Source organism: Salinivibrio sp. MA351, assembly GCF_001996065.1.
Lineage (GTDB): Bacteria > Pseudomonadota > Gammaproteobacteria > Enterobacterales > Vibrionaceae > Salinivibrio > Salinivibrio costicola.
Map to the genome: position 1 here is coordinate 225456 of NZ_MUFG01000003.1, position 11744 is coordinate 237199.

General features: G+C 53.3%; 11 protein-coding genes, 3 tRNA genes, 2 rRNA genes and 1 riboswitch. Of the genes, 2 read left to right on the forward strand and 14 right to left on the reverse strand.

The features are described 5' to 3' along the window. Positions 1–113 precede the first annotated feature (113 nt). The gene (locus BZG78_RS03585; RefSeq protein ID WP_077660402.1) at positions 114–1319 is read right to left on the reverse strand and encodes a multidrug effflux MFS transporter; all 1206 of its coding nucleotides are present in this window, start codon (positions 1317–1319) and stop codon (positions 114–116) included. Positions 1320–1417: 98 nt separating this feature from the next. On the opposite strand from BZG78_RS03585, the gene BZG78_RS03590 reads away from it, so the two are divergent. Next, positions 1418–2398 carry a LysR family transcriptional regulator gene (locus tag BZG78_RS03590; protein WP_077660403.1) on the forward strand — a complete coding sequence of 327 codons (981 nt, stop codon included), beginning with the start codon at positions 1418–1420 and terminating at the stop codon, positions 2396–2398. Between the two features lie 63 nt (positions 2399–2461). Beyond that, positions 2462–4249 carry an aminopeptidase P family protein gene (locus BZG78_RS03595; protein WP_077660404.1) on the forward strand — a complete coding sequence of 596 codons (1788 nt, stop codon included), beginning with the start codon at positions 2462–2464 and terminating at the stop codon, positions 4247–4249. Between the two features lie 54 nt (positions 4250–4303). On the opposite strand, the gene BZG78_RS03600 is transcribed toward BZG78_RS03595, so the two are convergent. The 13 genes from BZG78_RS03600 to BZG78_RS03660 all read right to left on the reverse strand — a co-directional run. Beyond that, positions 4304–4534, reverse strand: a complete 231-nt coding sequence (locus BZG78_RS03600; protein ID WP_077660405.1) for a glutaredoxin family protein — start codon at positions 4532–4534, stop codon at positions 4304–4306. A 13-nt stretch (positions 4535–4547) separates the two neighbouring features. Next, on the reverse strand, positions 4548–5699 hold the full coding sequence (thiH, locus tag BZG78_RS03605; RefSeq protein ID WP_077660406.1) for a 2-iminoacetate synthase ThiH: 1152 nt from the start codon (positions 5697–5699) through the stop codon (positions 4548–4550). After that, positions 5699–6472 carry a thiazole synthase gene (locus tag BZG78_RS03610; RefSeq protein ID WP_077660407.1) on the reverse strand — a complete coding sequence of 258 codons (774 nt, stop codon included), beginning with the start codon at positions 6470–6472 and terminating at the stop codon, positions 5699–5701. The genes thiH and BZG78_RS03610 overlap by 1 nt, the downstream gene beginning before the upstream one ends. 2 nt (positions 6473–6474) lie before the next feature. Beyond that, positions 6475–6672: a sulfur carrier protein ThiS gene (thiS, locus tag BZG78_RS03615; protein WP_077461846.1), complete on the reverse strand. Its 198-nt coding sequence runs from the start codon at positions 6670–6672 to the stop codon at positions 6475–6477. After that, on the reverse strand, positions 6656–7423 hold the full coding sequence (locus BZG78_RS03620) for a HesA/MoeB/ThiF family protein (protein ID WP_077660408.1): 768 nt from the start codon (positions 7421–7423) through the stop codon (positions 6656–6658). Before BZG78_RS03620 ends, thiS begins: the two co-directional genes overlap by 17 nt. After that, the gene (gene thiE, locus BZG78_RS03625; RefSeq protein ID WP_077660409.1) at positions 7407–8075 is read right to left on the reverse strand and encodes a thiamine phosphate synthase; all 669 of its coding nucleotides are present in this window, start codon (positions 8073–8075) and stop codon (positions 7407–7409) included. Before thiE ends, BZG78_RS03620 begins: the two co-directional genes overlap by 17 nt. Next, entirely contained in the window at positions 8072–10048 is a 1977-nt protein-coding gene (gene thiC / locus BZG78_RS03630) for a phosphomethylpyrimidine synthase ThiC (RefSeq protein WP_077660410.1), read from the reverse strand. The genes thiE and thiC overlap by 4 nt, the downstream gene beginning before the upstream one ends. 94 nt (positions 10049–10142) lie before the next feature. Beyond that, a riboswitch (TPP riboswitch) is annotated at positions 10143–10242 on the reverse strand. A 55-nt stretch (positions 10243–10297) separates the two neighbouring features. Further along, the gene (gene crcB, locus BZG78_RS03635) at positions 10298–10678 is read right to left on the reverse strand and encodes a fluoride efflux transporter CrcB (protein WP_021022180.1); all 381 of its coding nucleotides are present in this window, start codon (positions 10676–10678) and stop codon (positions 10298–10300) included. 144 nt (positions 10679–10822) lie between these two features. Next, positions 10823–10899, reverse strand: a tRNA-Trp gene (locus tag BZG78_RS03640). Positions 10900–11044: 145 nt separating this feature from the next. Then, a tRNA-Asp gene (locus tag BZG78_RS03645) sits at positions 11045–11121 on the reverse strand. Positions 11122–11243: 122 nt separating this feature from the next. Next, positions 11244–11320, reverse strand: a tRNA-Asp gene (locus BZG78_RS03650). Between the two features lie 59 nt (positions 11321–11379). Continuing rightward, positions 11380–11495 (reverse strand): 5S ribosomal RNA (rrf, locus tag BZG78_RS03655). 115 nt (positions 11496–11610) lie between these two features. After that, positions 11611–11744: ribosomal RNA gene (locus tag BZG78_RS03660) — 23S ribosomal RNA — on the reverse strand; the annotation flags it as partial.

Sequence of the window (11744 nt, forward strand, 5' to 3'; positions counted from 1 at the left end):
AAATAAAAAAACGCTGGCCGAGGCCAGCGCAAAAGGATGATGGGTTGTCGAGACCCCTGCGTTTTGCACGTCTTATTATTGTTTGCCAACTGAGACGTTGTTTTATTGATTATTTAGCTTTTTACCATTTTGGCATGCCATTGCTTACCTTTCGGTGACCATAAAATAATCAGACCCGGCACTAATAACCACATATGCACCGTCATCAAATCACTGGCCGATAAGCCTAGACGCTGGGTTAAGCTCACGAGTAGCCCAGCCCCGCTCATCTGGAATAACCCGAGCAATGCCGCGGCCGTGCCCGCGCGGTCCGAAAACGGCGCTAATGCTGCTCCAGCTGACGCGCCTAACACCCAAGCAAAGCCGAATGAAGAGGTAAAGATCGGCAACATAAAGGCCCAAGGTGCAGCGATGGGGCTGAGCGCCAACATCAACCCGCCCGATCCCACCAGCATCATAAGGCCAATATTTAATGCCCGGCGGCTACCAAACTTTTGCATATAACGCGGCCCCAACATTGCCGCGGCAATATTTAACGCCGCATTGGCGCCAAACCAAAAGGTGAAACTGTTCATGGAGATACCGTATCTGTCCATCAACAGCACAGGTGCGGAGGTGACATAAGCGAGGATCACCGCCATCGCCAACATGCAAAGGGTTATGTGATAAGTAAATGTTGGTACACGCAGCACCTGCCAATAACGGCGTAAGCTGAATAAGCGGCCCGAGGTATCAGTATGCGATGGTCGGGTTTCGGGCAAAAAGACGATAACCAGCACCAACCCTAATACCGCATAACCGAGCATAAAGGTGAAGTTAGCACGCCAGTCAAACACCTGGGTTAACCAACTACCAAGTAGAGGCGCTAGAGCCGGCACAAAACAAATCGCACCATTTAAGTAGCTAATCATATGGCCACTGCGTTCGGCACCAAAACGATCGCGGACGGCGGCAAAGGCACACACGGAGGTTGCACACGCGCCAAACCCTTGCAGCAAACGCGCCACCAGCATCATATCCATCGAGGTGGCGAGCCACGCCATCAAAGAGCTAAGGCCATAAAGCGAAATACCAATAATAGCCACAGGCTTACGGCCAAAGCGATCTGCCAACGGCCCCGCAAACAGCTGACCAAGACCTAAGCTAAACATAAACCAGGTCACAGTGTCTTGAGCCAAAGTGGGACTCACATTAAAGTCACCCGCCATATGCGATAGTGCCGGTAGGTAAATATCAATCGCCATGGGGCTAAATAGCACCAGTAACACCATTAAGGCGACCAGTAAGCGATTTGATGTCGGTGAATCAGTGTGCGTCATTGGTTACTCCTCTATACAGGCACGCAGTATAGTGGCTTCAGGATATGAACCATAATGGTTTATAGTAAAAGCAGTTATTCCCAAGGAGAATACCAAAGATGGATTTGGACCAACTGCAACGTACCGACCTCAATTTATTGGTGTGTTTGCATGTACTTTTAGAAGAGTGCAATGTCACGGGCACAGCCAAACGCCTGCATTTAAGTCAATCGGCGGTGAGTAAAAATCTGGCCCGGCTAAGATCGCAATTTAACGATCCGCTTTTTACTCGAGCCGCCCACGGCTTAAAACCCACGGTTCGTGCACAAACCTTGCAACCTAAATTACGCGCTTTGCTCAATGATATCGCGGCGATGACCGAACCTGACCATTTTCAGCCACACTTAAGTGATCGCTGTTTTCGCTTTGCGCTTGTAGAAAGCGCCTACCCATTACTGCTGCCCCAATTTATTGGCGACATGTTAGAGGCCGCCCCATCGATCACCCTCAATACCGCCGCTTGGGATCAAACCACTTTTGATGGTCTCGCCCGTGGCAATATCGACTTTGGTATTACCGGCAAAGATTTAAATCCCGCCGATGCCATGCTGACCCTGATGCCGCCCAAGGGTGTGCGCTACCAAGAGCTTTGCCAAGATCACCAGTGTGTCTTGATGCGCGCCGATCACCCCGCACTCAAGGGCCCATGGGATGAAGCGCGTTATCTTGGACTGCGACATGTACAGGTGAAATGTGATGGAAATGATCGCTGGTTGTTGGACTATAAACTGGCAGAGCGTAATATTGAGCGTGACATTGCCATGTACGTGCCTGATTTTAACAGTGCGGCGAGCCTGTGTACCTATACCGACCTGGTGTTTACCTCACCAAGCCAGTTTGCGCATTATATTGCCGCGTCGCTCAATTTGGTGGTACGGCCGTTACCGACGCCAATACCGCCGATGGCGTACACCTTGTTTTGGCATCAAAATCAAGAAAATGACCCGGGGCACCAATGGCTGAAAGATTTAATTATTTCGCGCTGTCAGCAGTTTAGCCCGGCAAAATTGCAGCCTATCGCCCATCGCGCTAGGGTCTAATCCACTGGTTTTTTACGCGTGGCCGAACATGGCAAGTTCACCCCATACAAAGAAGGAAGAATAATGGACGCGACCCTTACCAAGCGTGTTGAGCAGCTAAGACACTGGCTAGCTCAACACGATTATGACGCCCTACTCATCCCCCACGAAGACGAATATCTTGGTGAGTATGTGCCCGAGCACAACGAACGCCTGCATTGGGCAACCGGCTTTACCGGCTCCGCAGGGGCGGCGGTGATCACCCGCGACAAGGCGGCGATTTTTGTTGATGGCCGCTACGTGGTGCAAGTACGCAAACAAGTGCCTGCAGGCCTGTTTGACTACTGCCACTTGATTGATGAGCCCCCCGTTCAATGGGCCCAACAACAATTACCAAAACGTGCCAAGCTCGCTATCGATGCCCGCATGCATAGCGCCGCATGGTACAAGCGCACCCAGCGCGCACTGGATGGCGCTCTCGAGCTGGTGAGCATCGAGCAAAACCCGATTGAAAGCTTGTGGGATGATCGCCCGGCACCGCTTAATAGCCCCGCCATTTTACTGGGTGAAGATAAAACCGGCCGTGCCAGCTTAAATAAACGTCAAACCATTGGCCAACTGCTGGCCGATCAGAATCTTGATGCCGCGGTACTTACCCAACCGGATGCTGTGTGTTGGCTACTGAACATCCGTGGCCGCGATATCCCACGTTTGCCCGTGGTGCTGACCCAAGCCATTATCAAGCAATCCGGTGACGTGACCGTGTTTATCGACCCCGCGCGTCTGCCCGAAGGCTTTGACGCACACGTCGGCCAAGGCGTGAGCGTCGCGCACCCAGACAGCATGGTTGATGCCCTGCAAGCGCTGACGGGCCAACGTGTATTGGTCGACCCAAACGGTGCCAATGCGTGGACACTGGACACGCTCCAACAAGCGCAAGTCACCGTGGTGGAAGCTCAAGACCCATGTGCGCTTGAAAAAGCGGCCAAGAACCCGCAAGAAATCGCCGGTATGCAAGCCTGTCATGTGCGCGATGGTGTCGCCGTAACCCGCTTCTTGGCGTGGTTTGACCGTCAAGTCGACGCCGGTGAACGCCCTGATGAAGCTGTGCTCGCAGACACCCTGTATCAATTCCGCCAACAAGACGATCAACTGGTCGACTTAAGCTTTGATACCATTTCCGCCGCCGGTGGCAATGCGGCCATGTGTCACTATAACCACAACAATCAGCCCAAACCGAGCGTGATTGAGAGCAACAACGTCTACTTGGTGGACTCAGGCGGCCAATACTATGACGGCACCACCGACATTACCCGTACCGTGCCGGTGGGCGAATGCAGCGCTGAGATCAAAAAGGCCTTCACGCTCGTGCTTAAAGGGCATATTGCGCTGGCCACTGCGCTGTTCCCGAAAGGCACCTCAGGCAGCCAGCTTGATGCCTTAGCACGCCAGTATTTGTGGCAACACGGCTATGATTTTGACCATGGCACCGGTCACGGTGTCGGGCATTTCTTGGACGTGCACGAAGGTCCGCAGCGCATTTCCAAAGCGCCCAATAGCGTCGCGCTATTGCCGGGCATGGTGGTGTCAAACGAGCCGGGCTACTATCGCGCCGACGCGTTTGGGATCCGGATTGAAAACCTCGAGTTGATTGAAGAAAAGCACACCGAGGGCGACATGACGATGCTCGGGTTTGCCTCACTCACGCGTGCGCCTATCGATCGTCGTTTGGTCGATGTGAGCTTGCTCAGCGAGGCGGAAATCCAGTGGTGGAATCGCTATCATCAAACCGTGTGGGATGAAGTTAGCCCATCTTTAGATGATCAAGACCAAGCTTGGTTAAAACAAGCGACCGCGCCGCTAAGCCGTTAAGTCGCGTCTTCACTAAGTATAAAAAAACAAAAAGCGTCCGATTGGACGCTTTTTTTATTCCCTTTTCAGGGCTTTCTCGACCGCTTTGGGCGAAAAGCCGCGCAAGGTGGTATCGCCAATGCAAATCACTGGGACACCCCGCGAGCCTGTTGCTGCCAGCAGCTTCTTGCCTTTGGGCGTGGCCGTATCGACAACACGATAACGCAGCCCTTTTTTATCCAAGTAAGCTTTGGCCGCCTCACAGTGAGGACAGCGCGGGCCCACATATACAGTAATACGTTTCATGCCCGCATTGTCGCTAACCCGCTGCCGTTTGTGAAGCCATTTGCACCTGACGCGCGATATCGTAGATGTTATCCCAATCTTTCCATACCACCTCAAAACCGAGGGCACGGACGCTGGCGGCCACCTCTGCCGCGCTCCGTTCATCACTGATGGCAAACTGCTCTAATTGTGGCTCAGGGTTCGCATAACCGCCCGGTTGGGTTTTTGACGCCGCGGATAAGCTCGTGACACCAAGCGGCAACACATTGTCGCGAAAGTGAGGTGACTCCCGTGTCGATAGCGACAGCTCTACCTGCGGATTCCACAACCGATAGGCACAAATCAACTGAACCAGCTGCTTATCCGTCATCACCGATTTCGGCTGTAACGCCCCCGCGCAAGGACGTAAGCGCGGAAAAGATAGCGAATAGCGGCTTTGCCAGTATTGCTTTTCCAGATAATCGAGATGCTGGGCGGTAAAAAAGCTGTCGGTCCGCCAGTCCTCAAGGCCAATCAAGGCGCCGAGACCAATCTTATCGACCCCTGCCTGCGCCAATCGGTCTGGAGTTTGCAGCCGGTAGTGAAAGTCGGTTTTATTGCCGCGCTTGTGATGTTCCCCATAAGTTGGAGCGTGGTAGGTTTCTTGGTAAACCATCACCGCATCCACACCCTGTGCCACCAAGGCGCGATACGCGTCGGTATCCAGCGGCTGCACCTCCATCGCCACATGATGAAAGTATCGCTTCACCACCGGTAAGGCGCGGAGAAAATACTCGAGCCCTACCTTGGTTTCATGCTCACCGGTCACCAAGAGCACACTGTCAAAGCCCATTTTTTTGATCGCTTCACACTCGGCTGCGATCTCAGCTTCATCCAGCGTGCGCCGTTTGATTCGGTTTTCCATCGAAAAACCGCAATAGGTACACACGTTGGCGCACAAATTGGAGAGATACAGCGGAATATAAAACCCCATGGCGTAGCCAAAACGCTGCCGCGTCAGCGCCGCAGATTGCTGAGCCATGGCCTCAAGATACCCTTCAGCGGCTGGGCTGATCAGGGCAGCGAAATCGTCCAAATTGCGCGAGGATTTAGCCAGCGCCCGCTCGACATCTTGGCGCGTTTTGCTGTAAATCGAAAGGCGATGATGATCCCAATCGAGTGCCGCCCACCGCTCAGAAAAGCTCATCACGCCTCCTTAGCGTCAAGAAACGCAGTTAAGGGGCTAGAAGCGTGGGCGTGATTGTGTGTGCCCGCCAGCCCAGCGCGATACGCGCAGCGTCCTGCTTCAACCGCTTGTTTAAACGCCGCGCCCATGGCAATCGGATCGCCAGCCGTGGCAATGGCGGTGTTGACCAAAACTGCATCGGCACCGCGCTCCATCGCTAACGCCGCATCTGACGGTGCACCAATGCCGGCATCAATGATCACCGGCACGCGAGCTTGCTCAATAATGATGTCGAGAAACGCCATTGAGGCCAGTCCTTGGTTGGAGCCAATTGGTGAGCCAAGGGGCATCACCGCCGCGCACCCCACCTCTTCCAAACGCTTACACAGCACAGGATCGGCATGACAATATGGCAGCACCACAAACCCCTCATCTACAAGCGTTTTCGCCGCTTGAAGGGTTTCAATCGGATCAGGCATCAGATACTTAGGGTCGGGGTGAATTTCCAGCTTTACCCAAGGCGTTCCTAATGCTTCTCGAGCAAGACGCGCGGCAAACACCGCTTCTTGCGCATTTTTCGCCCCCGAGGTATTGGGCAGCAGGCGCACACCGAGCTCACGCAGCGGGGTTAAAATATCGTCTTGTGTGGCATGCACATCGACTCGCTTTAGCGCCATGGTGACCAGTTCAGTACCACTGGCCGCCAGGGATTCGGCCATGACCTTACGACTGGCAAACTTGCCGGTGCCGGTTAACAGCCGAGATGAAAACGTCGTATCTGCAATGGTTAACATAATTATCCTCCGGCAATCGCTTGAAAGACCGCCAAGCTATCGCCAGCGGCAAGTGACGTGGATGACCAAGCATCGCGCGCAATAATGGTCTGATTTAGCGCGACCGCGACTGATTCGGCCGGCACCTTCATCTCCTCAATCAGTTGCGCGACGGTCGTGGCATTGACCTCTGTAGGCGTGTCATTAATGGTTAACTGCATCGCTTACCTCCCGCTTTGGCTGACAAACCGCACAGTGCGGATGAACAGGCAGCGAAAAGTGCTGCCATGTCATGGTTTGTCCATCCAGTCGTGACAAGCGATTGATACCGACCGCCTGCCCTAATAATAATTTTATCCCTTCAAGCGCTTGCGCAGTGGCCATCATGCCGACCACAGGTCCCATTACCCCAGCTTCAGCGCAGCGTGTGGGTTCAGAGGGCGTCACGTCTGCAAAGGCGCACGCATAACATGCACTATGCGGTTGATAAACCAATAACTGGCCTTGCCAGCCAATCGCGGCCGCGCTCACCAACGGCGTGCCAGTCTCTACACAGACTTGGTTGACCGCATGACGAGTGGCGAGATTATCACTGCAATCAAGCACCACATCCGCCATCGCCACTTCGAGCGCCAGGCGCTCATCCTCGAGATAGGCATTGATGGCCCGGCACTGGCAATGTGGGTTCAGCGCGCCCAAGTTAGCGGCTAGCGCTGCGGCTTTATCGGTGCCGATTTGCTCATCCCGATACGCCACCTGACGCGCCAAATTAGATAGCTCAATGTGGTCCGAGTCAGCAATCGCTAACTGTCCCACGCCAGCGCCTGCAAGATAGAGACCCGCGGTGGTTCCAAGCCCACCGGCACCGACCATCAACACGTGCGCCTTTTTAAGTGCCTGCTGCCCGCACTCTCCGACCTCTGGCAGCATAATTTGCCGGCTATAACGCAGGTATTCACTGTCCGATAGCATCACACTCTCCTTGCTGTCTGGATGGATTCAGACAGCGATTAAACGCGTCAATGCGCGCCGCTAAATCGGGCGCTTGCGTCACGGCGCGGACTACCGCAATGGCGTCCACACCGGTGCGCCAGACCTCGGGAGCTCGGTCGAGATCAATACCGCCAATCGCCACCGTCGGGAAGCGGCCCTCCACAGTCGCCACCTGCTGCGCTAACGCTGAAATACCTTGCGGTGGTTCGGCGAGCTGTTTGGTGGTGGTGGGAAAAATATGGCCGATGGCGAGATAGCTTGGCGTGAGTTCAACCGCTGCAGCGAGCTGTTCTGGACTGCGCGTCGACACACCGAGACGCAGCCCTTGCCGCGCAAGCCGGTCAAGATCCGCCTCACGTAAGTCTTGTTGCCCTAGATGGACGCCATAGGCGCCAGCTTCAAGCGCGAGCTGCCAGTGATCGTTGATAAACACCTGCGCATGGTGCGCGCGGCCCAATGCCACCGCGCGCTGTATCCAATCCGCCAATTGTGGATGCGCTGGCTGCTTCACGCGCAGTTGCACAGTTTTCACCCCCAAACAAAGTAAGCGTTCGAGCAAATCCACATCGTCCACCACCGGATATAATGGGCCTACGCCTTCAGACATAGGCGCAAACGGAGTCAAACTCATGATCCCACCTTGTCGCTGTCTTCCACCTCAGTACCGTGTTGTGGCTGAAGATGGGATTTTTGCAGGTAGAGCTCACTGCCCTTTTCTCGGAATTCTTGCGATTTTTGCTGCATGCCTGCTAACGGGTCTTCCAGCATAGCGACATCAATCGCTTGACCCGCGGCGGCATAGCCGTTTTCTTTGGCGTAGTCCCGGACTTCCTGGCTGATTTTCATGGAGCAGAACTTCGGTCCACACATCGAGCAAAAATGTGCGACCTTGCCCGACTCTTGAGGCAGTGTTTCATCGTGATAGGCGCGTGCCGTGAACGGATCAAGGGATAGATTGAACTGGTCTTCCCAGCGGAATTCAAAGCGCGCTTTAGAAATGGCGTTATCACGCACCTGCGCCCCCGGGTGTCCTTTAGCTAAGTCCGCAGCATGCGCGCAAAGCTTGTAGGTGATAAGCCCAATTTTAACATCCTCCTTATTGGGCAGACCCAGATGTTCTTTGGGCGTGACATAACAGAGCATCGCACACCCAAACCAGCCAATCATCGCCGCACCAATGCCGGAGGTAATATGATCGTAACCGGGAGCAATGTCGGTGGTTAGCGGGCCGAGAGTATAGAAAGGCGCTTCATGGCAATGGGTGAGCTGCTCGTCCATGTTCTCTTTGATCATATGCATGGGCACGTGGCCAGGGCCTTCAATCATCACCTGCACATCGTATTCCCATGCCACCTTGGTGAGCTCGCCCAGGGTACGTAGCTCACTGAATTGCGCTTCGTCGTTCGCGTCTGCCACTGAGCCGGGACGCAGCCCATCGCCCAACGACAAAGACACGTCGTAAGCGGCACAGATTTCGCAGATTTCGCGAAAATGGGTATACAGGAAACTTTCTTGATGATGCGCCAAGCACCATTTGGCGATAATCGATCCACCGCGCGAGACAATCCCAGTCACGCGATTGGCGGTCATGGGCACATAGTGCAAACGCACCCCAGCGTGAATGGTAAAGTAATCGACCCCTTGCTCGGCTTGCTCTATCAAGGTATCGCGCATCACTTCCCAGGTCAGGTCTTCGGCAATGCCGTTCACTTTCTCAAGCGCCTGATACATAGGCACAGTGCCAATCGGGACTGGGCTATTACGTAAAATCCACTCGCGGGTTTCGTGAATATTGCGGCCCGTCGATAAATCCATCACCGTATCCGCACCCCAACGAGTCGACCATACCAGTTTTTCAGTTTCTTCCTCTATTGAGGAGCTCACCGCTGAGTTACCAATATTGGCATTCACTTTCACCAGGAAGTTACGCCCGATGATCATCGGCTCCGCTTCTGGGTGATTAATGTTAGCCGGAATAATCGCCCGCCCTTCGGCGATCTCTTGGCGCACAAATTCGGGGGTGATTTGTGATGGCAAATCCGCACCAAAGCTTTCCCCGGGGTGCTGGCGGTTCAGCTGCTCTTCACAATACTGCTGACGCCCCATATTTTCGCGAATGGCGATAAATTCCATTTCTGGGGTAATGATGCCTTGGCGTGCGTAATGCAGTTGAGTCACACACTGATTAGGTTTAGCGCGGCGGATAGATGGTAAGGCACTAAAGCGAAGATCATCTAAAGTTTCATCACTGAGGCGAGTCTGCGCATAGTCTGAGCTCACCGCATCAAGAAACTCCGTATCGGCACGTTCATCGATCCAGGCTTTTCGCACTGGCGCTAAGCCTTGGTAAATATCGATAGTACTCTGTGGGTCGGTATAAGGCCCTGATGTGTCATAAACCCGAATGGACTCATTGTCTTCATACTGAGGCTTTTCTTTGCTGCCGCCCACAAAGGTGGGGGAAAGATGGATCTCGCGCATCCCGACGCGAATGTCAGGTCGCGAGCCCTCGACATAGACTTTTTCCGAGTTGGGGTAGGTTTGCGCAGAAAGAGAATCGATAAAGGATTTGGCCTCAAGGCGGGCCTGTTTACGGGTCGACATAGCATTACTCCGGTGTTCATTATGGGAATTAATGCTTGCCGGAAAACGCTGAATTTGAGATGTGAGCAAAATGGCAGACGGGTTGCGTCTGTGATCTGAAGCATCTCTTGTTCCCTTCGCTGGTCTTAACCAGATCAGGTTCAACGGATCCCACTTTATGTGGTCTCAGCCAATTGGCACTCCGACAAGTTCAACGCCAGTATAAGAAATCACCGCCGCAACAACAAGCGACGTACGCGATGTTTTCTATTACCCGGTAATACGTCCCAACAGCCAAGCACCCATCGCTGCCGCTCCGAGGCATAAGGCGAGATTCAAACCAACATTTAGTAAGGCTTTCACCGTTTCTCCATGTTGGAACAGCATCAAGGTATCGACAGAGAACGTCGAGAAGGTGGTAAAAGCCCCTAAAAAGCCAATCGCAATCAGTTGACGCCAAGGGACCGGGGCAATTAGCTCTTGGCTCATCGCCGCTAAAAAGACGCCCATTGCTAATGAGCCCAGCACATTAACCATTAGGGTGCCGTAAGGGAATCCTCGACCAAACACTGCGACGCTCCACTCTGAAACTAAAAAACGCGAGGACGCCCCTAATGCGCCACCAAGCCCTACCCACAATATGCTTACCACTGGGTGCTCCTTTCGATTGGTGAAAACTCATCATACCGCGACATGTGAACAAGAAACAGGAGGGAGAAAAAGGAAGAAAGGCGTGGTTACTACTAAAGACAGTAGACACAAAAAAAGCACCGACAATGTCGATGCTTTAATATTTGGCAGGGGTAGAGGGATTCGAACCCCCAACACGCGGATTTGGAATCCGCTGCTCTGCCAGTTGGAGCTATACCCCTGTAGATAGTTGCCTATTGTAGCGATCTCGCGACAAATTACCACCATCAATTACTAGTCAAACGTTTAATCGCTTATTTATAAAGCGATCTGTCTGGTCGTCCAATAACAAAAAACCCCAGCTTTTCAGCTAGGGTTTCTAAGTAGTGGCGGAGTGGACGGGACTCGAACCCGCGACCCCCGGCGTGACAGGCCGGTATTCTAACCAACTGAACTACCACTCCGCACCAATTCTGTATGACTAAAGGCTTATATCTCTTTGCTTTAATCAATTGTAATTAAAGCCTGGCGATGTCCTACTCTCACANCAAAAAACCCCAGCTTTTCAGCTAGGGTTTCTAAGTAGTGGCGGAGTGGACGGGACTCGAACCCGCGACCCCCGGCGTGACAGGCCGGTATTCTAACCAACTGAACTACCACTCCGCACCAATTCTGTATGACTAAAGGCTTATATCTCTTTGCTTTAATCAATTGTAATTAAAGCCTGGCGATGTCCTACTCTCACATGGGGAGACCCCACACTACCATCGGCGCTGCTTCGTTTCACTACTGAGTTCGGCATGGAGTCAGGTGGGTCCAAAGCGCTATGGTCGCCAAGCAAAATTTGGTGTGTCTTCACTTTTCAGTCAAAACACGTCATCTAGAAAGCTGTTCGTTCTCGCCACAATCAACTGGCTTATTTCGAGTCCAACCCAAAACCTCTTGGGTGTTGTATGGTTAAGCCGCACGGGCAATTAGTACAGGTTAGCTCAACGCCTCACAGCGCTTACACACCCTGCCTATCAACGTCGTCGTCTACGACAACCCTTTAGAGAGCTCGAAGCTCTAGGGATGACTCATCTCGGGG

What these genes read in the sequence shown, in the direction of transcription:
- BZG78_RS03585 (WP_077660402.1), bottom strand. Translation starts at nt 1,319, where the DNA reads ATGACGCACACTGATTCACCGACATCAAATCGCTTACTGGTCGCCTTA.
- BZG78_RS03590 (WP_077660403.1), top strand. Translation starts at nt 1,418, where the DNA reads ATGGATTTGGACCAACTGCAACGTACCGACCTCAATTTATTGGTGTGT.
- BZG78_RS03595 (WP_077660404.1), top strand. Translation starts at nt 2,462, where the DNA reads ATGGACGCGACCCTTACCAAGCGTGTTGAGCAGCTAAGACACTGGCTA.
- BZG78_RS03600 (WP_077660405.1), bottom strand. Translation starts at nt 4,534, where the DNA reads ATGAAACGTATTACTGTATATGTGGGCCCGCGCTGTCCTCACTGTGAG.
- thiH (WP_077660406.1), bottom strand. Translation starts at nt 5,699, where the DNA reads ATGAGCTTTTCTGAGCGGTGGGCGGCACTCGATTGGGATCATCATCGC.
- BZG78_RS03610 (WP_077660407.1), bottom strand. Translation starts at nt 6,472, where the DNA reads ATGTTAACCATTGCAGATACGACGTTTTCATCTCGGCTGTTAACCGGC.
- thiS (WP_077461846.1), bottom strand. Translation starts at nt 6,672, where the DNA reads ATGCAGTTAACCATTAATGACACGCCTACAGAGGTCAATGCCACGACC.
- BZG78_RS03620 (WP_077660408.1), bottom strand. Translation starts at nt 7,423, where the DNA reads ATGCTATCGGACAGTGAATACCTGCGTTATAGCCGGCAAATTATGCTG.
- thiE (WP_077660409.1), bottom strand. Translation starts at nt 8,075, where the DNA reads ATGAGTTTGACTCCGTTTGCGCCTATGTCTGAAGGCGTAGGCCCATTA.
- thiC (WP_077660410.1), bottom strand. Translation starts at nt 10,048, where the DNA reads ATGTCGACCCGTAAACAGGCCCGCCTTGAGGCCAAATCCTTTATCGAT.